At 68.6% G+C, this 19,816-nt stretch carries 17 protein-coding genes and 2 tRNA genes; 11 read left to right on the plus strand and 8 right to left on the minus strand.

Annotated elements, in window-relative coordinates:
• Positions 1-59: 59 nt before the first annotated feature.
• The gene (gene xylA, locus H5411_RS18765) at positions 60-1,208 is read left to right on the plus strand and encodes a xylose isomerase (RefSeq protein ID WP_183124465.1); all 1,149 of its coding nucleotides are present in this window, start codon (positions 60-62) and stop codon (positions 1,206-1,208) included.
• Positions 1,209-1,497: 289 nt separating this feature from the next.
• Positions 1,498-2,742: an aspartate--tRNA(Asn) ligase gene (gene aspS / locus H5411_RS18770; protein ID WP_183124466.1), complete on the plus strand. Its 1,245-nt coding sequence runs from the start codon at positions 1,498-1,500 to the stop codon at positions 2,740-2,742.
• Between the two features lie 51 nt (positions 2,743-2,793).
• Here the strand turns inward: aspS and H5411_RS18775 are convergent, their stop codons facing one another.
• A complete protein-coding gene (locus tag H5411_RS18775) occupies positions 2,794-3,246 on the minus strand; it encodes a MarR family winged helix-turn-helix transcriptional regulator (protein WP_183124467.1) in 453 nt (150 codons plus the stop codon).
• Positions 3,247-3,459: 213 nt separating this feature from the next.
• On the opposite strand from H5411_RS18775, the gene H5411_RS18780 reads away from it, so the two are divergent.
• The gene (locus tag H5411_RS18780) at positions 3,460-4,758 is read left to right on the plus strand and encodes a serine/threonine-protein kinase (protein WP_101434171.1); all 1,299 of its coding nucleotides are present in this window, start codon (positions 3,460-3,462) and stop codon (positions 4,756-4,758) included.
• 291 nt (positions 4,759-5,049) lie between these two features.
• Here H5411_RS18780 and H5411_RS18785 read toward each other — a convergent pair whose 3' ends face one another.
• Entirely contained in the window at positions 5,050-6,561 is a 1,512-nt protein-coding gene (locus tag H5411_RS18785; protein ID WP_101434170.1) for a SpoIIE family protein phosphatase, read from the minus strand.
• A 155-nt stretch (positions 6,562-6,716) separates the two neighbouring features.
• Here H5411_RS18785 and H5411_RS18790 point away from each other — a divergent pair, with 155 nt between their 5' ends.
• Positions 6,717-11,438: a HAMP domain-containing protein gene (locus H5411_RS18790; RefSeq protein WP_208637250.1), complete on the plus strand. Its 4,722-nt coding sequence runs from the start codon at positions 6,717-6,719 to the stop codon at positions 11,436-11,438.
• Here H5411_RS18790 and H5411_RS18795 read toward each other — a convergent pair.
• Positions 11,407-11,480: transfer RNA gene (locus H5411_RS18795), tRNA-Gly, on the minus strand. The genes H5411_RS18790 and H5411_RS18795 overlap by 32 nt on opposite strands.
• Before the next feature lie 102 nt (positions 11,481-11,582).
• On the opposite strand from H5411_RS18795, the gene H5411_RS18800 reads away from it, so the two are divergent.
• Positions 11,583-11,656 (plus strand) — tRNA-Pro (locus tag H5411_RS18800).
• Positions 11,657-11,779: 123 nt separating this feature from the next.
• On the opposite strand, the gene H5411_RS18805 is transcribed toward H5411_RS18800, so the two are convergent.
• Together H5411_RS18805 and H5411_RS18810 are read right to left on the minus strand one after the other, a co-directional pair.
• Positions 11,780-13,240, minus strand: a complete 1,461-nt coding sequence (locus tag H5411_RS18805; RefSeq protein ID WP_183124468.1) for a tyrosine-type recombinase/integrase — start codon at positions 13,238-13,240, stop codon at positions 11,780-11,782.
• A gap of 2 nt (positions 13,241-13,242) precedes the next feature.
• A complete protein-coding gene (locus tag H5411_RS18810) occupies positions 13,243-13,494 on the minus strand; it encodes an excisionase family DNA-binding protein (protein ID WP_244194487.1) in 252 nt (83 codons plus the stop codon).
• A 384-nt stretch (positions 13,495-13,878) separates the two neighbouring features.
• Here H5411_RS18810 and H5411_RS48970 point away from each other — a divergent pair, with 384 nt between their 5' ends.
• Entirely contained in the window at positions 13,879-14,199 is a 321-nt protein-coding gene (locus H5411_RS48970) for an excisionase family DNA-binding protein (RefSeq protein WP_312878425.1), read from the plus strand.
• Positions 14,183-14,371: a helix-turn-helix transcriptional regulator gene (locus tag H5411_RS18820; protein WP_101434168.1), complete on the plus strand. Its 189-nt coding sequence runs from the start codon at positions 14,183-14,185 to the stop codon at positions 14,369-14,371. The genes H5411_RS48970 and H5411_RS18820 overlap by 17 nt, the downstream gene beginning before the upstream one ends.
• 204 nt (positions 14,372-14,575) lie before the next feature.
• On the opposite strand, the gene H5411_RS18825 is transcribed toward H5411_RS18820, so the two are convergent.
• On the minus strand, positions 14,576-14,872 hold the full coding sequence (locus tag H5411_RS18825; protein ID WP_143271346.1) for a hypothetical protein: 297 nt from the start codon (positions 14,870-14,872) through the stop codon (positions 14,576-14,578).
• 394 nt (positions 14,873-15,266) lie between these two features.
• Here H5411_RS18825 and H5411_RS18830 point away from each other — a divergent pair, with 394 nt between their 5' ends.
• The 4 genes from H5411_RS18830 (at position 15,267) to H5411_RS18845 (ending at position 17,732) form a co-directional block, all read left to right on the plus strand.
• Positions 15,267-15,533: a BrnT family toxin gene (locus H5411_RS18830; RefSeq protein ID WP_101434166.1), complete on the plus strand. Its 267-nt coding sequence runs from the start codon at positions 15,267-15,269 to the stop codon at positions 15,531-15,533.
• Between the two features lie 5 nt (positions 15,534-15,538).
• Positions 15,539-16,069, plus strand: coding sequence for a hypothetical protein (locus H5411_RS18835; protein WP_143271345.1), 531 nt, complete (start codon positions 15,539-15,541; stop codon positions 16,067-16,069).
• 290 nt (positions 16,070-16,359) lie between these two features.
• The gene (locus H5411_RS18840) at positions 16,360-17,277 is read left to right on the plus strand and encodes a DUF6192 family protein (RefSeq protein WP_101434165.1); all 918 of its coding nucleotides are present in this window, start codon (positions 16,360-16,362) and stop codon (positions 17,275-17,277) included.
• Positions 17,274-17,732, plus strand: a complete 459-nt coding sequence (locus tag H5411_RS18845) for a hypothetical protein (RefSeq protein WP_143271344.1) — start codon at positions 17,274-17,276, stop codon at positions 17,730-17,732. Before H5411_RS18840 ends, H5411_RS18845 begins: the two co-directional genes overlap by 4 nt.
• Positions 17,733-17,802: 70 nt before the next feature.
• Here H5411_RS18845 and H5411_RS18850 read toward each other — a convergent pair whose 3' ends face one another.
• Complete coding sequence (locus tag H5411_RS18850) at positions 17,803-19,383, minus strand: DNA cytosine methyltransferase (RefSeq protein WP_183124469.1); 1,581 nt, start codon at positions 19,381-19,383, stop codon at positions 17,803-17,805.
• On the minus strand, positions 19,380-19,796 hold the full coding sequence (locus H5411_RS18855) for a hypothetical protein (RefSeq protein ID WP_183124470.1): 417 nt from the start codon (positions 19,794-19,796) through the stop codon (positions 19,380-19,382). The genes H5411_RS18850 and H5411_RS18855 overlap by 4 nt, the downstream gene beginning before the upstream one ends.
• Between the last annotated feature and the right edge of the window lie 20 nt (positions 19,797-19,816).

Genomic DNA, 19,816 nt, shown 5'->3' on the forward strand with positions numbered 1-19,816 from the left:
GCCGGGGCGGCCGCGGCGCAGTATTTAGTCTACATCGTGAACTAAATGAAAGGACGGGCATGGCCGACTACGCCCCCGTGCCGGAAGACAAATTCTCATTCGGGTTGTGGACCGTCGGCTGGCCCGCGGCCGACCCGTTCGGCGTCGCCACCCGCCCGCCGCTCGACCCGGTCGAGAGCGTGCACCGGCTGGCGGACCTGGGCGCGTACGGCGTCACCTTCCACGACGACGACCTCCTCGCCACCGAACCGGACCGCGACGCCGCGATCGCCAAGTTCAAGCGGGCGCTGGCGGACACCGGCCTGCGCGTGCCGATGGCGACGACGAACCTGTTCAGCCACCCGGTCTTCAAGGACGGCGGCCTGACCAGCAACGACCGCGACATCCGGCGTTACGCGCTCACCAAGGTCCGGCGCAATCTCGACCTCGCCGCGGAACTCGGGGCGCAGACCTACGTCCTGTGGGGCGGTCGCGAGGGCGCGGAATCCGACGCGGCGAAAGACGTCCGCGCCGCGCTCGCCCGGTACAAGGAAGGCCTCGACGTCCTCGCCGACTACGCCGTTTCGCAGGGCTACGACCTCCGGTTCGCGCTCGAGCCGAAGCCGAACGAACCGCGCGGCGACATCCTCCTGCCGACGATCGGCCACGCGCTGGGCTTCATCTCGCAGCTGGAGCGGCCCGAACTGTTCGGGCTGAACCCGGAGGTCGGCCACGAGCAGATGGCCGGGCTGAACTTCGTGCACGGCATCGCGCAGGCGCTGTGGCAGGGCAAGCTGTTCCATCTCGACCTCAACGGCCAGCACGGCCCGAAATACGACCAGGACCTGATCTTCGGCCACGGCGATCTCACCAGCGCGTTCTTCCTCGTCGACCTGCTGGAGCACGGCGGCTACGACGGCCCGCGCCACTTCGACTACAAACCGCTGCGCACCGAGGATCCCGAGGACGTCTGGGTTTCCGCGGCGGCGAACATGCGCACCTACCTGATCCTGCGCGAAAAAGCCCGCGCGTTCCGGGCCGATCCGGAAGTCGCCGAAGCGCTTGCCGCGTCGCGGGTCCCGGAGCTGGCCACGCCGACGCTGTCCGAGGGCGAAACTCTGGACGATCTGGCCGCTGACGACTTCGATGTCGAAGCAGCCGGCCGCCGCGGGTACCACTTCACCCGGCTCAACCAGCTGGCCTTGGAGCATCTGCTGGGCGTCCGGTAAATCAGGCGACGCGGGTGGCGGCGGTGTTTTACCGTTGCGGGCAACACGTTGACGGAGACGAGTAGCGCGGGGCGCGGCGAGGGACAGAGAGCTGCCGCCGGTGAGAAGGCAGCGTCGCGGCCCCGCGCGAAGACACTCCTGAGTGCGGGGAGGAAATGCCCCGCCGGCCCGGCCGCCGTCATCCGGCCAGAACGAGGCCGCCCGCCGGGCGGCGAAGGTGCGGTGGCACCGCGAGTGTCCCTTCTCGCCCGCACCCCCAAGGGGTCGCCGAGTGCGCTCAGGAGAAGGAATGAGTACCCGCACCCCGGTGGCCTGCCTGCGTGACCGCGTGGGCTCCACCGTGACGATCGCCGGCTGGGTGCACCGCCGGCGCGTCTTGAAATCCGTGGCGTTCCTGGTCGTCCGCGACCGATCCGGTACCGCGCAAGCGGTTTTCGCCGAGCCGCCGGATGTTGCCGAGGAAACCGTTGTGCGGCTCACCGGGCAGGTGGTCGCCAATCCGCGGGCGTCGCAAGGAGTCGAGCTCCGGGAGCCTCTTTGGGAGGTGCTGTCCGCACCGGAAAAACGGCCGCCGTTCGAACTGTATCGGCCTGAGGTGGCCGCTGGTTTGCCTGTGGTACTGGACAACGCGGCGGTCGCGTTGCGGCATCCGGTGCTGCGTAGGCGATTCGAGGTGGCCGCGGCCAGCGTCGCGGCGTTTCGGCGAGTGCTGGACGGCCAGGGCTTCACTGAGATCCATACGCCGAAGATCGTCGCCACCGCGACGGAATCCGGAGCGAATGTGTTCCGGCTCGATTACTTCGGCCGTCCGGCTTGTCTCGCGCAGTCGCCGCAGTTTTTCAAGCAGGCCATGGTCGGAGTCTTCGAGCGGGTGTACGAGGTGGGGCCGGTCTTCCGGGCCGAACCCCACGACACCGCACGACATCTGGCTCAGTACACGAGTCTCGACGCGGAACTGGGCTTCATCTCCGACCACCGGGACGTCATGGCCGTGCTGCGCGACGTCGTGGCGGAGATGGCCGCCGCTGCCGGGCCGGACGCGCCGGTGGTGCCGGAAGAGATTCCGTCGATCGATTTCGCCGCGGCGCAAGAACTTCTGGCGCGAAACATCGGCGAGGACCCGCGCGGCGAACCGGACCTCGCGCCCGCGCACGAACGGTGGCTGTGCGAGTGGGCCGAGCGGGAACACGGGTCGGAATTCCTGTTCGTGACCGGATACCCGATGGCGAAACGGCCGTTCTACACCCAGCCGGACCCGGCGGACCCGGCCCGGTCGAACAGTTTCGACCTGCTTTTCCGCGGCCTGGAACTGGTCACCGGCGGCCAGCGGCTCCATCGGTACGCGGACTACCTGGCCGTGCTCGGCGAGGAAGCCGGGCAGTACTCGGACTACCTCGACGCGTTCGCGTACGGAATGCCGCCGCACGGCGGGTTCGCGATCGGGCTGGAGCGATGGGTCGCGCGAGTGCTGGGCGCGGCCAATGTGCGCGGGGCGACGCTCTTCCCGCGAGACCTGCACCGCCTGCGCCCGTGACGGTTCCGGGAGGGGAACCCCGCGGAAATCAGGGTGCCCCTCCCGGACCGCTCACTGGGCAGCGAAGGTGAGCGCGCCCAGTGCGGTGACCAACGGGGCCAGCTCCGGAAGTTCCTCCGCCTCGGCGAGCGCGGCGGAGAGCGCCGCGTCGTGCGTCGGGCGGGCGGCGGCCAGCAGCTTCTGCCCGGACGGGGTGACCTCGGTGTAGATGCCGCGCCGGTCGTCCTGGCACAGGTACCGCGACAGCAGGCCGCGCTCCTCCAGCCGCGTGACCAGCCGGGTCGTCGCCGACTGGCTCAGCACCACCGCGTTGGCCAGCTGGCTCATCCGCAGGTGGAAGCCGTCCTGGCGGCCGAGCACGTCGAGCACCGTGTACTCGCTCACCGACAGCTCGTGCTCGCTTTCCAGCGCGCGATTCAGCCGGTCTTCGATCCGCGCGTGCACCGCCGCCAGCGTCCGCCAGCCTTGCGCGCGCGCCTCGACGGCGTCGTCCGACACCGACATGGTGCACCTCCTCCAGGCGGCCCGGTTGCGGGCGGCCGCGGCCCCGAGCGTCTTCGGCGCGCGCAAGTATTGCGCGCGCCGGTAGTACTCAGCTGCCACTGTACTCGCGAAACGGCCGGGCGGGCTCCTCCGCCAGCCTGACCAGCTCCGCTTTGGCCTCCGCCCGACGGCGAGTAAATTGGCCCCGCTACCCCGGGGGAAGGGCGATCGGAGATGACCGGCACCGGCGATTCGGACGCGGCCACCACCGCGAGACGGTTCGCGCTGGGCCGGTACGGGCCCGCTCCGCTGGTCCTGGCCGGCCGGTACGCGGTGGGCGAGCGGATCGGCGAAGGCGCGACGGCCTGCGTGCACCAGGCCGAGGACCGCGAAACCGGTGCCGAGGTCGCGGTGAAGCTGTTCCACGCCGGAGCGGTGGAACTGGGCCGCCACCGCCGGGACCAGGAGATCGCGGCACTGCGCGCGGTGCGCCATCCCGGGCTGGTGAGTTTCGTCGACGCCGGGGTCGACGAGGGGTACGCGTACCTTGTCATGGACTGCGTGCAGGGGCCGAACCTGTCCGAATGGCTGCGCTCCGGACCGCTGCCCGCCGGCCAGGTCGTGGAGCTGGGCGCGCAGCTGGCCGAGGCGCTCGCCCACGTGCACGCGCACGAGGTGACGCACCGGGATCTCAAGCCCGCCAACATCCTCATGTCCGACGACGGCCCGCGGATCGCCGACTTCGGCGTCGCGCGCATCGTGGACGCGACCCGCGTGACCGACACCGGCGCGGTCGTCGGGACAGCGGCCTACCTCTCGCCGGAGCAGGTGCTCGGCGAGCAGCCCGGCCCGCCTTCGGACGTGTACGCACTGGGGCTCGTTCTCCTGGAATGCCTCACCGGCGTCCGCGAATACCCGGGCACGGCGGCGGAAACCGCGGTGGTGCGGCTGCATCGGGCGCCACGGGTGCCGCCGGACACGCCGGAACCGCTGGCGAGAACCTTGCGCGCGATGACCATGCGCGATCCGGAAGAAAGACCGTCCGCGACCGCCGTGGCGCGTGCGTTGCGCGGCACGGAAACGTTGCGGCTTCCGATCAAAACGCGGCTGGCGGTCTTCTGCCGCCGCCACCGGGTCTCGCGGCGGCGCGCGGTGCTCGCGGCGGGCCTGCCGGTGGCGCTGGTCGCGGCGGGGACGCTGCTGCTCGCTGCTCCGCTCCGGCCGAGCACCGGGTCCGCGCCGGTCCCCGAACCGGCTCGGGCTCCGGTTTCTCCGCCCTCGTCCGCTCCGTCCGATTCACCGGACTCGGCCCCGCGGCACGCGTCGTCGGCCCTGCCAGCACGTTCGGCGAAAGCGGACGCGCCCGCGCAAACCACGACGCCGCCGCCGAGCCCGACGACCCGCACCGTGCCGTCCGGCCAGGCGAACCCACCGAGCGAACCGGGCCGGACTCCGCCGAGAACGCCGCCAGGACTGACCAAATTGCCCCAGGTTCCCAGCACCGGCCCGCCGAGCGGGAAGAATCCACATTAGACAGACCGGCCACCCGGTCGGCTGACGCGGCGCAATTCGGTGGCGAAGTCCGTCCCGGCGCGCGATCCTGGTGGCGAGCCGGGGAGGTGGGACCGATGACCGCACACGCACGTCGGTTCGGAAGGCAGTGCCGGGAACACTTCGGGCGCCCGGACGCCGCCCGCGCCGCCGAGCCGAAACCGGACGCCGAGGCCGTTCCAGCGCCGGAGCAAGCGGCGAAGGCAGACCAAGTGACGGAAGAACAGGTCCAGTCCGGGAAGTGAAATTTCCCTTGCCGCGCAAGGGCTGGGCTTACTCCGCGCGCGGCGCGGCCTCGATCGCCAGCACCGCGATGTCGTCGTGGCCGGAATTCCCGAGCCACGCCCGCACCGCCTCGCGCAGCCGGCGCACGACTTCCCTCGCCGGCTGCCCGACGCAGTCCTCCAGCACCGTGTAGAGCCGTTCGTCGCCGAACAGTTCGGTGGATTCCGTGCGGTTGCGGGCTTCGGTGACGCCGTCGGTGTAGAGCAGGCAGACGTCGCCCTCGTCCAGATGCGTCGTCTCCTCGGCGAAGCGGGCTTGGGGCGACACGCCGACCAGCGTGCCGGGCACGCTGATCTCCTCGACCCGTCCCCCGCGCCGCAGCACGAGCGGGGCGGGATGGCCGCCGGAGGCGAGCGTGACGTCGAGCCCGGAGTCCGCGGCCGCGACCGAACCGAGCACGAGCGTCGCGAACCGGTTGCTGCCGCCGGAGATCAGGAGTTCGTTGAGCAGCCGCAGCATTGTCCGGCCGTCGCGTTCGACCAGGTGCAGGGCGGCCAGCGAATGCCGCACCCGCCCGGTCAGCGCGGCCGCCTCGGCGCCCTTGCCGCAGATGTCGCCGACGACCACGAACGCGCTGCCGTCGTCGCGGGAAAGGACGTCGTAGAAATCGCCGCCGACGCCCAGCACTCCGCCGGCGGGTTCGTACCACAGCTCGAAATTCGCGCCGTCGACTTGCGCGGGCGGCGTCGGCAGCAACGTCGACTCCAGCCCGCGGGTGGCTTCCTCCTGACGCGCATAACGCTGCGCGTTGGCCAGCGCCGTACCAGCCGCGTCCGCGAACGCCTCGACTGCTTCACCTTGCGACAGCCCGAACGCCGGCTCGCCGCGCCTGCCGAGCAGCACCGCGCCTGCCATGCCGGAGCCGAACGAGACCACCGACACCTCGAGATGCCCCTCGAACGGCTCGGCTACCGCCGCCGGAAGCGCCGCGACCTCGGTCGCGGGCACCGGGCGGACCTCGGGCCGGGCGACGTCGGTGACCGCGTCCGACACGACCGGCGCGAGCTGCGGCGGAACCCGCCGGATCCGGCCGTGGCCCGCCGCGCCGTGCTCGGTGCAGCTCCACCATTCCCAGCGGCCGCGGGTCGTCGGCAGCAGCACGAACGCGCAATCGCCCAACGCGGACGCGGCCAGTTCGGCGATCACCCGCGCCGTGCCGTGCCGTCCGCGCGCGAGCGCCAGTTTCGGACCGGCCTCGGCGAGGAACTCTTCTGGTCGGCGACGGCCGTCGTCGACCACGGTCCAGGCACGCCAGCCTCCGGGAAGCACGCGGACCTTGGCCGGCCGGTGGCCGACCTTGCCGGTGGTCTCGGTCACGCTGACGAGTTCGGCCGGGCCGAGCCGTTCGGCGGCCGCGTTGGCCCAGCGCAGGGCGCCTTCGGGGTCCTGCAGGAAGACCGGCTCGCGGACGTCGTCGAGCACCGAGCGCCAGAAACCGGCGTGCTCGGGCAGGTCGGCGCCGGGTGGCAGGGCCGACGCCGGAGCGGGCCGTGACACCATGCACGAACCTCCTGCCTCCGGGTCGACCTGACGGTCCTGGTCCTTCCAGGTTGGCACAGTGTGCGCGGGCGGACTGGGTCGAAGTGTAGGGCGAACCGTGGCAGGCTGGGTCGACGACCATGGCTGACACACGCGTGGTGGGAAGGTCGGCAGAGATGACAGAGTCCCCCCAGACTTCCGGGCGCTCCCGGAACGCCGGGGCCCAGGAACCGGAATTCGTCCCGGCGAGCGAGGTCGCGGCGCTGGAGCGGCTGCTCGCCGCGGTCCACGACCTCGGGGACGGCAACTTCCGGCGGCGTTTCGTGGCGCACGGCGACGGGATCACCGCCCGGCTCGCGTCCGCGTTCAACGACATCGCCGAGCGCAATCAGCGGCTGGTGACGGAACTCATGCGCGTGCGCACCGCGGTGGGCCAGGAAGGCAGGCTCACCGAGCGCGTGCGCGCCGAGATCGGCCCGGGCGGCTGGAGCGCCGCGGTCGACACGGTGAACGGGCTGATCGAGGACGTCAGCCGTCCGGTCGTGGAGCTGGACCGGGTGCTGGGCGCGGTCGCCGAGGGCGATCTGTCGCAGCCGATGGCGCTGCAGCTGGACGGCCGTCCGCTGCGCGGGCAGTACGCCGAGCTGGCCAAGACCGTGAACGGCCTCAACGCGCAGCTGTCGCGGTTCGCCGCCGAAGTGATCCGGCTCTCTCGCGAGATCGCCGGTGAGGGCCGCCTCGGCGGTCAGGCCGAGGTCCCCGGCGTGGCCGGGACGTGGCGCGATCTCACCGACTCGGTCAACTTCCTCGCCGACAACCTCACCGAGCAGGTCCGGAACATCGCGTCGGTCACCACCGCGGTGGCCCGGGGCGACCTCACGCAGAAGATCAACGTCGACGCCCGGGGCGAGATCCTCGAGCTGAAGAACACCATCAACACGATGGTCGACCAGCTGTCGTCGTTCGCCGACGAGGTGACCCGCGTGTCGCGCGAGGTCGGGTCCGAAGGGCGGCTGGGCGGCCAGGCGCGCGTGCCGGGCGTCGCGGGCACCTGGCGCGACCTCACCGACTCGGTGAACCTGATGGCGGACAACCTGACCGACCAGGTCCGCAACATCTCGCAGGTCGCCACGGCGGTCGCGGCGGGCGATCTGACGAAGAAGATCGACGTCGACGCGCGCGGCGAGATCCTGCAGCTCAAGACGACGCTGAACACGATGGTCGACCAGCTCTCGTCGTTCGCCGACGAGGTCACCCGAGTCGCCCGCGAGGTCGGCAGCGAGGGCCGCCTCGGCGGTCAGGCGGAGGTGCCCGGCGCGGCCGGCACCTGGCGCGGCCTGACCGACTCGGTCAACCAGATGGCCGACAACCTGACCGACCAGGTCCGCAACATCTCGCACGTGACCACCGCCGTCGCGAAGGGCGACCTGACGCAGAAGATCACCGTGGACGCCCGCGGCGAGATCCTCGAGCTCAAGACCACGATGAACACGATGGTCGACCAGCTCTCGTCCTTCGCCGACGAGGTCACCCGGGTCGCCCGCGAGGTCGGCACCGAGGGGCAGCTGGGCGGCCAGGCCACCGTGCCCGGGGTCGCCGGCATCTGGCGCGACCTGACCGGCTCGGTGAACTTCATGGCGAACAACCTCACCGCGCAGGTCCGCAACATCGCGCAGGTCGCGACGGCGGTGGCGCGAGGCGACCTCACGAAGAAGATCGCGGTCGACGCCAAGGGCGAGATCCTGGAGCTGAAGACCACGCTGAACACGATGGTCGACCAGCTGTCCGCGTTCGCCGACGAGGTCACCCGCGTGTCCCGCGAAGTCGGCACGGACGGGAAGCTCGGCGGACAGGCGACCGTGCCGGGCGTCGCGGGCACCTGGAAAGACCTCACCGACAACGTGAACTTCATGGCCAACAACCTGACCGAGCAGGTGCGGAACATCTCGCACGTCACCTCGGCAGTGGCCCGCGGCGACCTGACGCAGAAGATCACCGTCGACGCGCGCGGTGAGATCCTCGAGCTGAAGAACATCCTCAACACCATGGTCGACCAGCTGTCCGCCTTCGCGGACGAGGTCACCCGTGTCGCCCGCGAGGTCGGCACCGAGGGCCGCCTCGGCGGCCAGGCGCGCGTCCCGGGCGTCGCGGGGATCTGGAAAGACCTCACCGACAACGTGAACGTCATGGCCGACAACCTGACGGTGCAGGTGCGGAGCATCGCCACGATGGCGAGCGCGGTGGCGAACGGCGACCTGTCGAAGAAGATCTCGATCGACGCGGCGGGCGAGGTCGCGGCGCTGGCCGGGACGCTGAACGACATGGTCGAGACGCTGCGCGCGTTCGCCGACGAGGTCACCCGCGTCGCCCGCGAGGTCGGCACGGAAGGCATCCTCGGCGGCCAGGCGCGGGTGCCCGGCGTGGCCGGGACCTGGAAGGACCTGACCGAGAACGTCAACTTCATGGCGCACAACCTGACCAGCCAGGTGCGGAACATCTCGCAGGTCACGACCGCGGTCGCGCGCGGCGACCTGTCGCGCAAGATCGACGTCGACGCCCGGGGCGAGATCCTCGAGCTGAAGACCACGATGAACACGATGGTCGACCAGCTGTCCGCGTTCGCCGCGGAGGTCACGCGTGTTGCCCGCGAGGTCGGCACCGAGGGCAAGCTGGGCGGCCAGGCCGAGGTCGAGGGCGTGTCCGGCACCTGGAAGCGGCTGACCGAGAGCGTGAACCAGCTGGCCGGCAACCTGACCACGCAGGTCCGCGCGATCGGCCAGGTCGCCACGGCGGTGACCGCGGGCGATCTCACGCGGCACATCACCGTGGACGCGTCCGGCGAGCTGGCGGACCTCAAGGACAACATCAACCAGATGATCGCGAACCTCAAGGAGACCACCTCCGCGAACCGCGAACAGGACTGGCTGAAGACGAACCTGGCGCGGCTGTCGGGGAGGATGCAGGGCCATCGCGACCTCGCGTCGGTGGCGACGCTGATCCTGTCCGAGCTGGCCCCGCTGGTGAGCGCGCAGCAGGGCGCGTTCTTCATCGCGCACGACGACGAGGACGGCGGCGACCCGGACAAGCTGCTCGACTGCATCGCCGCCTACGGCCTCGCCCAGGCCCGCACCGGGCTGCGGTTCCGGCTCGGCGAATCGCTGATCGGCCAGGCCGCGGTGGACCGCCGGACGATACTGGTCAACGGCGCTCCCCCGGAGTACGCGCTGGTGTCGTCCGGGCTCGGCTCAGCGCCGCCGGTGAACGTGATCGTGCTGCCGGTGCTGTTCCAGGGCGAGGTGCTCGGCGTGCTGGAACTGGCGTCGGTCAACGAGTTCTCCGCGGTGCATCTGGACCTGCTGGAGCAGCTGCGGCACACGATCGGCGTCAACGTGAACACGATCCTGTCGAACTCGCGCACCGAGGCGCTGCTGACCGAATCGCAGCGGCTGGCCCAGGAACTGCGCGCGCGGTCCGAGCAGCTGCAGGCCCAGCAGGGCGAACTGCGCCGGTCGAACACCGAACTGGCCGAGAAGGCGGCGCTGCTGGCCCAGCAGAACCGCGACATCGAGGTCAAGAACATCGAGATCGAGCAGGCCCGCCAGGAGCTGGAGGAACGGGCCGGGCAGCTGACGGTCGCCTCGCAGTACAAGAACGAGTTCATGGCGAACATGTCGCACGAGCTGCGAACTCCGCTCAACAGCGCGCTGATCCTGGCGAAACTGCTGTCGGAGAACCCGGAGGGCAACCTCACGGAGAAGCAGATCCAGTTCGCGAAGACGATCTGGGCGGCGGGCAGCGATCTTCAGCAGCTGATCAACGACATCCTCGATCTGGCGAAGGTCGAGGCCGGGAAGCTGGACCTGCAGATGTCCGACGTGACGCTGCCGGAGCTGGTGAACTACGTCGAATCGCTGTGCCGCCCGCTGACCGCGGACAAGGGCCTGGAGTTCGCGGTCCTGATCGACCCGCCGGTGCCGGGCAGCGTGCACACCGACGAGCACCGGCTGCAGCAGGTGCTGCGGAACCTGCTGTCGAACGCCGCGAAGTTCACCGACGAGGGCGGCGTGCGCCTGCACATCCGGATGGCCGACCCCGAGGAGGTCGAACAGGAATCCCTGCGCTCGGCGGCCGGGATCATCGCGTTCGCGGTCGAGGACACCGGGATCGGGATTCCGGAGGAGAAGCTGGAGGTCATCTTCGACGCCTTCCGCCAGGCCGACGGAACGACGAGCCGCAAGTACGGCGGAACGGGCCTCGGCCTGTCGATCAGCCAGCAGCTGACGGAACTCCTGAGCGGCGAACTGCGCGTTAGCAGCGTCCCGGGCAAGGGCAGCACCTTCACGCTGTACCTGCCGGTGGGCGCCGCGAACCTGATCGCCCCGACGACGCCCGTGCGTCCCACGCCGAAGCTGCCGGTCCTGCCGAGCACGATCACCGTGGCCGAGCCGAACAGCGCCCCGAAGCGGTTCAACGGCGAAAAGGTCCTGATCGTCGACGACGACCTGCGCAACGTCTTCGCCCTCGCGGCGGTGCTGGAGCAGGCAGGCCTGGAAGTCATCTACGCCGACACCGGCGTGGCCGGGATCCGGGCCCTGGAACGCCACGAGGACACCGCGCTGGTGCTGATGGACGTGATGATGCCGGAACTGGACGGCAACGCGACCATCGCAGCCATCCGAGCCGAAGCGGCCCACGAAGACCTGCCCGTGATCGCCGTCACAGCCAAGGCGACGGAGGAAGACCGCGAACGCACCCTGGCTTCGGGGGCGGACGACTACATCACGAAGCCGGTGGACACTGATCTGCTGCTGGACGTGATCGCCGCCCGCCTGGAGGCGGACGCGGCGTCGTCCGAGGTGGAAACGATGGAGCGGGTGACGGGAATCGAACCCGCGTAGCTAGTTTGGAAGACTAGGGCTCTACCATTGAGCTACACCCGCAGCGCCCTCGGTGACCCGGGAGCGAAGCCAGCTTAGCGTGCCCGCTAGGGTGGGTCGTACACCCCCCGGGTACCCGCGGGTTTCCGAAGGCTCCGGGGGTGCCGGGATGTGGCGCAGCTTGGTAGCGCATCCGCTTTGGGAGCGGAGGGTCGCAGGTTCAAATCCTGTCATCCCGACCCTGCTTTACTTGCTTGACCAGCGAAAACGGCGGACGTCCTCTGGAGTAGAGCACGCCCGCCGTCTCAGTTTCCGTCTCAGTACAAGCCGTTATACGGGCTCTCTCTAGTCCCTCGTGTCACTCAGCCAACCGCCCGGAGGCCGGGCGGCTCGTCGCCGTCGTGGCCGGCTGGGTCCTTCGTGGCGTCGAGCATGCGCTGCAGCTGCGCGAGAATCGCGGCGGCGTCCGGCTGCGGCGTCGGTGGCTCCGGCTGCTTCTCCGAGCCGTCGCTCCAGAGGAAATCCCCCACCTGGCCGGCGACGGACGCGACGATCTCGGACGGAACATGGACGTAGCGTTTCGCGACCGCGGCGTCGCCCCAGCCCATGATCTCCATGATCACCGGCAGCGGCACCTTCAGCACCAGCAGCATGGTCGCGGCCGTGTGCCGGGCATCGTGCAGCCGGGCGTCGCGGACCCCGGCCTCGGCGAGCAGCTCTTTCCAGTCGTCGTGGTCGACACGCGGGTCGATTGGATGTCCGGTCGGCTGCGCGAACACCCAGCCGCCCTCGTGCCACAGCGTTCCCGCGAACTCCCGCTCCGCGTCCTGGGCCTCCTTCTGCCGCCTCAGCATCTCCAGCAACGGGCCGGGAATGCCGACCGTGCGCCGCCCGGCCTTGGACTTCACGTCGACCTCGCGCAATCCACCGTCGCGCCGCTGCGGACACGACGCGGCATGCCGGACGCAGTCCGGCGGACAGACCGGCGGACAACCGCGCTTGTGCCGCTTGCACCCGGACGGGCACGGCGTCCGCTTGTGGAACCGAGCCCCGCACGCGTGCGGGTCCTCGCACCCGTGCTTCCACGGGTATCGCTGCAGCTGACGCGGCGTGCGCAGCAGACCGGCGTCTAGGTCGAGCCGCGTCCACTTCAGGCCGAGCGCCTCGCCGCGGCGCAAGCCGAGCGCGAGCGCCACGACGAACCGCGCGCCGTTTCGCCGTTTTCCCGCCTCGGCAATGATCCGCTTCGCCTCGGCGGGCGTGAACGGAACGATCTCGTCCTCGTCCACCCGCGGCGGCTTGGCCAGGCTCGCCGGGTTCTTGGTCATGTACCCGCGATCGTGCGCGACCTTGAACGCCGTCTTCGCCGTCCGGTGGACTTGATGTGCGGTCCCCGGCTTCAGACCTGCGGCGGTCATCTTCGAATACAGTTTCTCCAGATGCTCCGGCTCCAGTCGGCGAAGCCGGTGCGCGCCGAGCCCGGGAATGAGGTGCCGGTAGACAGCGGTCCGGTACCCGGTGGCCGTGTTCTCGCGAACCGAAGGGGCCGCGATCGTCTCGACCCAATGCGTCAACCAGGTCTCGACCGTCCATTTCTGTGAACCGGGCTCGGACACCTGGCCGCTGTCGCGTTGGCGCTCGAGTTCGCGGACCGCTTCGATGACATCGCTCTCGTTTGTGCGCTCGACATGCCTGCGATCCGGTTCGCCGTTGTCTTTGACGCCCATCGTGACGCGTCCGTGCCATTTTCCATCCGCCCCGAGGTAGATGCTGCTGGCCCCGTTGGGCGCTCGCGTTCCTTCGGGTCGTTTCTTCGCCGGCACCGTCAGCACTCCTCCGCTCGTGCGATGAGCCCCTCGACGTAAGCCGCCAGCTCGTCGGCCGGCACCCGCCGGTATCGGCCGACCAAGACACTGGGCACTACTTCGTCTTTGATGAGCGCGAACATCGTGGTGCGGCTGACCGCGAGCCAGTCCGCTGCCTCCTCAACCGTCAACATCTCGCGCGGCCCTGCGGACCGCTCGTCCGGCTGCGTTTCTTGAGCCGCCTGAGCAAAGCGGCGTTCCGTGTTCGACATGAGCAAAATTGTACGTCGAATACCGGCATTAAAGCGGGACAAATGATCGTTCATTTCTTATCTCTAATTGCAGGTATTGCACATGTCGCACGTTTTGCAAATGAACTTGTAATTAGGTCGACAGCAAGCCCGCCGCTGCGTCAACAGCAAGAAGAGCCGAACCAATCGAGACGACGTCATGCCGCAACAATCGCGAACACCGCCGACCTCGCCCGCATCCACCACCACGTCCGACTCCCCCCTGCTTGCCCGAGGGCGAGGGCGAGGGCAGGCACCTGGCGAGGCCCAGCCGGTCCGCGTCGCCCAGCTGCGCGACGCCCGGATGAGCACTAGCGTCACCACCGCGACAGGCCCACAGCCCAGCCCCACTTCACGGAGAAAGCCGTGCAAGGAAATCAAGACAAGCCGGCGGTCAGCGTCGGCGACCTAGCCATTTCGGACGCTTTCGCCCACCGGTTCGCAACGATAGTCGGCGACGTCGTCGCGCAGAGACTCCGCGAACTCCCCGGCGGCCAACCGCGGGTCTTGCTCACGGTCGAGGAAGCAGCCGATCGGCTGGCGATCGGTCGATCCGTTGTCTATGCGCTGCTGCGATCCAGACAGCTCGAGTCGGTGACGATCGGCCGCACTCGGCGGGTGCCGGCTGCCGCCGTTGACGAGTTCGTGGCACGCCTTCGCAAGGAGCAGAATGAACCGCCCCAATAGCTTGCTGACAGTCGAGGAGGTGTGCGACGAGCTGCGCGTAGCCCGACGCACCTTTTACGAGTGGCGAGCCAAGCGACGCGGCCCTAAGTGCATCAAGCTCCCGAACGGGGAGCTCCGGGTCCGACGCGCCGACCTCGATCGCTGGATCGACGAGAGGGAGGAAGACCTGTAACCGGCAAGCACCGCTTTGCAAAAGTAGTGGTTCATCCCAACTCAGGTGTCCGCTGCTGATCAGAGCGAAGTAGCCGCCGCCTGGGATGGCTGGAGCGGATGCTTTCGACGACGTTTCGCACCCATCGTGGCCCCCAGTGATCATCTCACTTGACAGTCACGAGCGCGGTGAAGACACCGGTCTCCGACAGTTCGTGATCCAAGATCAGTCGGTTGGTCGAGGCTGGTTGCTGCCCTGGTCGCGGCGGCGCTGACGTCGCTCGGCGATCATCCGTTGCCGATCCGCTTCAAGCTCCGGCAAACGCTCGCGCGCACCCCAGGCCGCCCGAGCGGCCGCGATTTCCAGGACTCCCATCTCGTTGAGGTCGGGCTCGTTGAGGTCCTCGACGAGGTCAGCGAGGGTGGCAGCCTGGACGGCCGGAGCCCACTTCGACACCAAGTCCATCAGTTGGGGCAGGTTGTCGACCTTCAGGAACTCCGAGGCCGCCAGACCGGTGCTCACAGATAGCAAGTATTCCGCCCGCTCCTCAAACGGCCGTCGCCACGCAGTCAAGGTCAGACTGCACCAATCGCCCTGGCCCAACCGGAGAAAGTGCTCCCATCCCTGCGACTGGAGGTGCTCACCCACGTTGAGACCCTCAGAGTCAGGAGCCCCGGAGAAGATGTCGAAGCTTTCCCATCGGCCATCGCTAGTGAGGTGCAAGTCACGGCGTGCGTTCACACGGTCACCGTAGACCCAGTCAGTTTTCACGCACAGACCCGCAACCCTTCGTGGCCCACGGCTAGGCGTATCCGAAGTCGCCAAGGGGGCTCAGGCCGACGCAGTCCCTCCTAGCCGCCGGCCCGCATTGGACTCACGACGTGCCACATTGTGCCACTTCGTGCTACATTGACTTGTGCGGGAGATCCACTGGACCGAGCAGAGCGAAGAGCACATCGCATGGCACCAAGTTCGACCGGAGGAGGTCGAAGAGGTCATCTACACCCACCCCCGGCTGACGCTCTCGGGCCGCGACGACACGACACTGGTCTTCGGCAGCACTGCGAACGGACGACGCTTGCTTGTAGTGCTGGCAGAGGCGGCCGACGGGCGCGAATACGTGGTGACTGCGCGCAATATGACCACAGCGGAGCGTCGCACATTCGACAAGAAAGCGAGGTGAGGATGATGACCAAGATCGACGAGATGGCCGAATACGTAGCGAATCATGACTTTGCAGAGGAGATGAAGCAGGGCACATGGGAGACGGACGTAGTCGATGACCCCATGATCTCAACGTCCATCAGACTGCCAAAGTCCTTGATGGACCGCGTCCGCCAAGCCGCTGACGATGACGGCGTCAAGCCCACTTCGTGGATTCGCCAGCTGGTGGAGAGGAATTTCTCGGGCAGGGAAGCTGCGATGGAAGACCGAGCCGACCTCGAAGCCCGAGTGGCCCGGCTCGAAGCGGCACTGGCAGACATTCGCAACATCCCCGCACAGGAAAGCCCGCGGTCGAATCAGCCGACGACCGTGGTTCGGTCGCTCCGACCGCGCGCCGGAACACAGCGACACGGCGGAACGCGTAGGACCGGGACCGCGACGAGAGCCGCCGCAGCAGCAGCTGCCGCCGCAACGAGACTGCCGACGGCAAAAGGGAAGAAGTCGTTGTCAGTCAAGGGAATCTCGGGTGTGTCATACAAGGTCGAGAAAAAGTAGAACCGGCCCGACCGACCTGGGTTGAGACAGCATCCACGTTCACGGCAGCGAGACGCGGACTGGGACCGCAGCGGCCTCAGTCCGCGTTTCTACGCTCTTGTAGGTCTGGGCGCTCAGGAGCAGACTTGGATGGCCAGTGCCCCGGAGGCGGGGGAGCTGGATGCAGGCCGAGGTTCGATTGATTTTTAGTCAGCGAGCGGGTGCTGCGGCACCCCGCGGCACGCGCTGAGCAGTGCAGGTCGGAGGACGACGCGGCACCCCCTGTTGCGAGGTACAAACAGGAGGTAACAATGACGCGACCCGACATGTTCACCGCCCGGCAATGGGACCGGTGGGTCAAACGCGGCCGCACCCTGGTCCGCAGCAAGACCAACATTCAGTTCGAGCTGGGCGAAATCACCCTTGACATGATCCCAAAGCAACGCAATGGCTTTGAGGACCACGGCGTCGAGGCAGTCCTGCGCGCCTACGCTGCAGCGATCGGGCTGTCCACGAACACCCTCAAGAGCTACCGGCACGTAGCGATTGCCTGGCCGGCGGAGAAGCGCAACCCGGATGTGAGCTTCACAATTCACGACATTCTGTCGGCTCATCCCAGCAGGTTCCGCAAGATCGGTAAACCGCCCCTGGACCCGGTGAGCGGAGAGCGTCGCTGGACTGTCAATGAGGCGTTGCGCGCCGCCGGGCGCACTCCTCAGCATCCGGTGACTCCGCAGGAACGCGTGGATCGCGTCCGCGATCTGGTGCGGGATGACGAAGACGCTGCTCTCGCGGTCAAGGACATCTTGAAGAGGCCAACGGTCGTCCGGCACGTGCTCAATGACCCGTCCGCACGGCACATCCTGCGCCAGGCCGACAGGCCCCGGTACTACGTCGCAGACGAGGACGACGAGGACAACGAGCCGGACGTCGGATACGACGAGCCGGAGTCCGCACCTCCGCCGCCGCGGCGAACGTCGCAAGTGCACTACTCCGAGGCACCGCGGGAGGTGCTCGAGCTGCTGGGGGCATGCACCACGTTCTACACACAGATGCAGCGCATGATCCCCACGCTGCATGTCGCCGAATATGACAAGAACACCAAGCACACTCTGCTGGAGAGCATCGAGCGAGTACGTGCAGCTGCAGGCTGGGCCGAGACTGTGATCAACACCGGCGACACGTCGATGGACGAAGCGCTGGCGAAGATGCTCGGAGGTGAGTCATGACAAACCAGCCTGATCCATTGCCTGCAGCCGACGCAGGTGACCGCGTCTGGCGAGCGGTCGAGGCTACTGGCGAGACCGGCCTGCGAGGCCCCGACATCTGCGAGACGCAGAATCTGACGCACAGCCAGTTCGAGAACGGCAAGGCGCACGTGCGCGACTACCGCTGCGCCGACGAGCAGAAGTGCTTCCTCTACGACGGAGACGTGTACGTAGTGACGCGCGATCCAGGACGTGCCGCCACCGCAATGGCGGCGAAGATGCGGTCCATCGACAAGCAGCTCATACGCCTGCACAAGTCCGCGTGCGACCCGATCGCGAAGGACGGCGTCCACGACGAAGCGTTCCGGTATCTCAAAAAACAGCTTGAGGCGATGATCGACAACTTGAACATCATGCGGCAGTCCGGGTACTCGGTCCATTCCAAGCAGATCCGAGAGGCAGCACAGGCCCGCTGAACCGGGAAGGCGCGAAGCGGCCGGGCTGCGGACCTGTGTGGTCCGAGGCCCGGCCGAATCGCTCTCGCGGTCAGTGAGGAGCTGAGGCGTCTTCGCCGCTGATGGTTTCGACGAGTGCGGAGACGAGGATTTCGGCGGCGGGTGGGGTGACGGCGTTGCCGTAGCCGCGGACTTGGTCGCGGTTGGAGCCTTTGACCTGGTAGTCCTTGGCGAAGCCCATTCCGGCGGCGATTTCATGTGGGGCAAGCATCCGGAAGGTGCACTGCTCGACCGCGCCTCGGGTGTCGCTGACGAGGGCGTAGCGGTCTTTGGTGGTGAGCGTGCCGACCGGTTCGCTGACCGGACGCGCGGGCCCATTGGAGTAGTACGCCAACAGCATGCTTGTCGCTTTAGGGTCCGGTCGGACGAGCCCGTGGTGGTTGCCTTGGGCGGACACGGTCGGCAAGGGCCCGTGGACGGGGTAGGCGGTGGTTTTGGAGCCACCGCCGCGCAGCAGGGACACGAACGGCGGGATCACCATCGCGGTTTCGCGGCGGCAGGTCTGGGTCCGCAACGGCTGCTGCACGCTGGTCGCGGTGTCGACGCCTGCGCGTTTCGCGACCGGTACCACCAGTGGCGGCACCACCAGGGCATCCGTGTCGCGGGTGGTGCGGGTCGGCATCGGCATGTCGATGCTGGTGGCGTCGTGCCGCCAGGTCCCGCCTGCGGGGGTGAGCAGGGGCCGCGCGTGCCGGCGCAGTCCGGCTTCGATCCGGGCGAGGGTTGCTTCGGCCAGCGGGTCCGGTCGGCCTTTGCCGTCGACGCGTTCCCCGATTTTCTGCCCGGGGTGAAGTGACCAGTCGATGACCGTGCTGGCGGGCAGCACGTCGGGTTCGACGACTTGGTGACGGCAGGAGCTCCGCGGGCAGCGGTACACGTACTGGCCGGTTTTGATTCCGTAGCGGCCCATGTCCACGCCGGTCTTCTTGAACACCTGCACCGCGTCCACCACCTCGTCGCAGCCGAGGCAGTAGGCGCGCGGGCGGAGCCACTTGTCCCAGTCCGGGTTCCGGCCGAGGTCGGCGAGCCAGAACGGCATGTAGAACCGGTCCCGGGACTGCGCGACCCGCCCGGTTCCCGCGGCGGTGACGTGCATGGAGTTGAGCGCGACCAGGCGGGTGCGGTAGCCCTCGGCCTCGATTTCGCGCCGCCACCGCGCGAACTGGTCCCACTTGCGGACCTGCACGACGTTCTCCACTACCCCGGCCAGTACCGGCTTGCCCTTGCGGCGCATGGCCTGCAGGTACCGCGGGACCTCCTCCATCAGGGCTCGGGCGCGGGCGACGTTCGGGTCGGTGGCGACCGGGCCGCGGGCGAGGTCGAACAGCACGCCCTGTGTCGAGCGGTCGAAATCCCGTTTCACCCCGCGCGCATCGGTCCACGGCGGACATGAGGGCGAGGACCAGAACAGGTCCGCGCGTGGGAACCCGGCGATGTCGGCTTTCGCGATGTCCCCGCAGTAGTGGTCGGCTTTCGGGAAGTTCAGCGCGTGCACGTCGACGGCGAGCGGGTTGTGGTTCGCCGCCAGCATCAGCTCCACTCCCGGCACCGCCGCGGCGCCCTGGGAACTGCCGCCGAATCCGGCGAACTCGTCGTAGAGGGTGAAGGTCATCGGACGGCCTCGTCGTGCGCCAGGTCGTCGAGCAGTTCCTCGATACGCTCCACCGCGTGGAGCACGCCCGCGCCTTGCTCGTCGCCGACGCAGTCGACGGAGCCGCGTAGTTCGCGCACCAGCGTGAGCAGTTGCTCGCCGGTGACGGTGTGGCGGCGGGCGACGGTGTTAACCAGCGGGATGAGGTGGTCGCGGCCCCATTCCTCCACCGCCAGGTTCTCGCCCTCGTCGGTGGCCGGGTACGCGGCGGTGCCGCGCCACCCGCAGGCGCAGTGGGCGCGGTAACCGGTGAACTCGCGGGTGGCGTGCGTCCAGGTGCCCGTCTCGGTGCCGTCGGGCAGGATCCGGGCTGCGTAGCCCTCGTGGTCGTCGGCGAGCGCGTCGGCGTACGGCCCGCAGTAGATGATCCCCATCGGAAACTCCTTGTGCTGCA

Origin of the sequence: Amycolatopsis echigonensis, assembly GCF_014174495.1 — a bacterium.
GTDB classification, from domain to species: Bacteria; Actinomycetota; Actinomycetes; order Mycobacteriales; family Pseudonocardiaceae; genus Amycolatopsis; species Amycolatopsis echigonensis.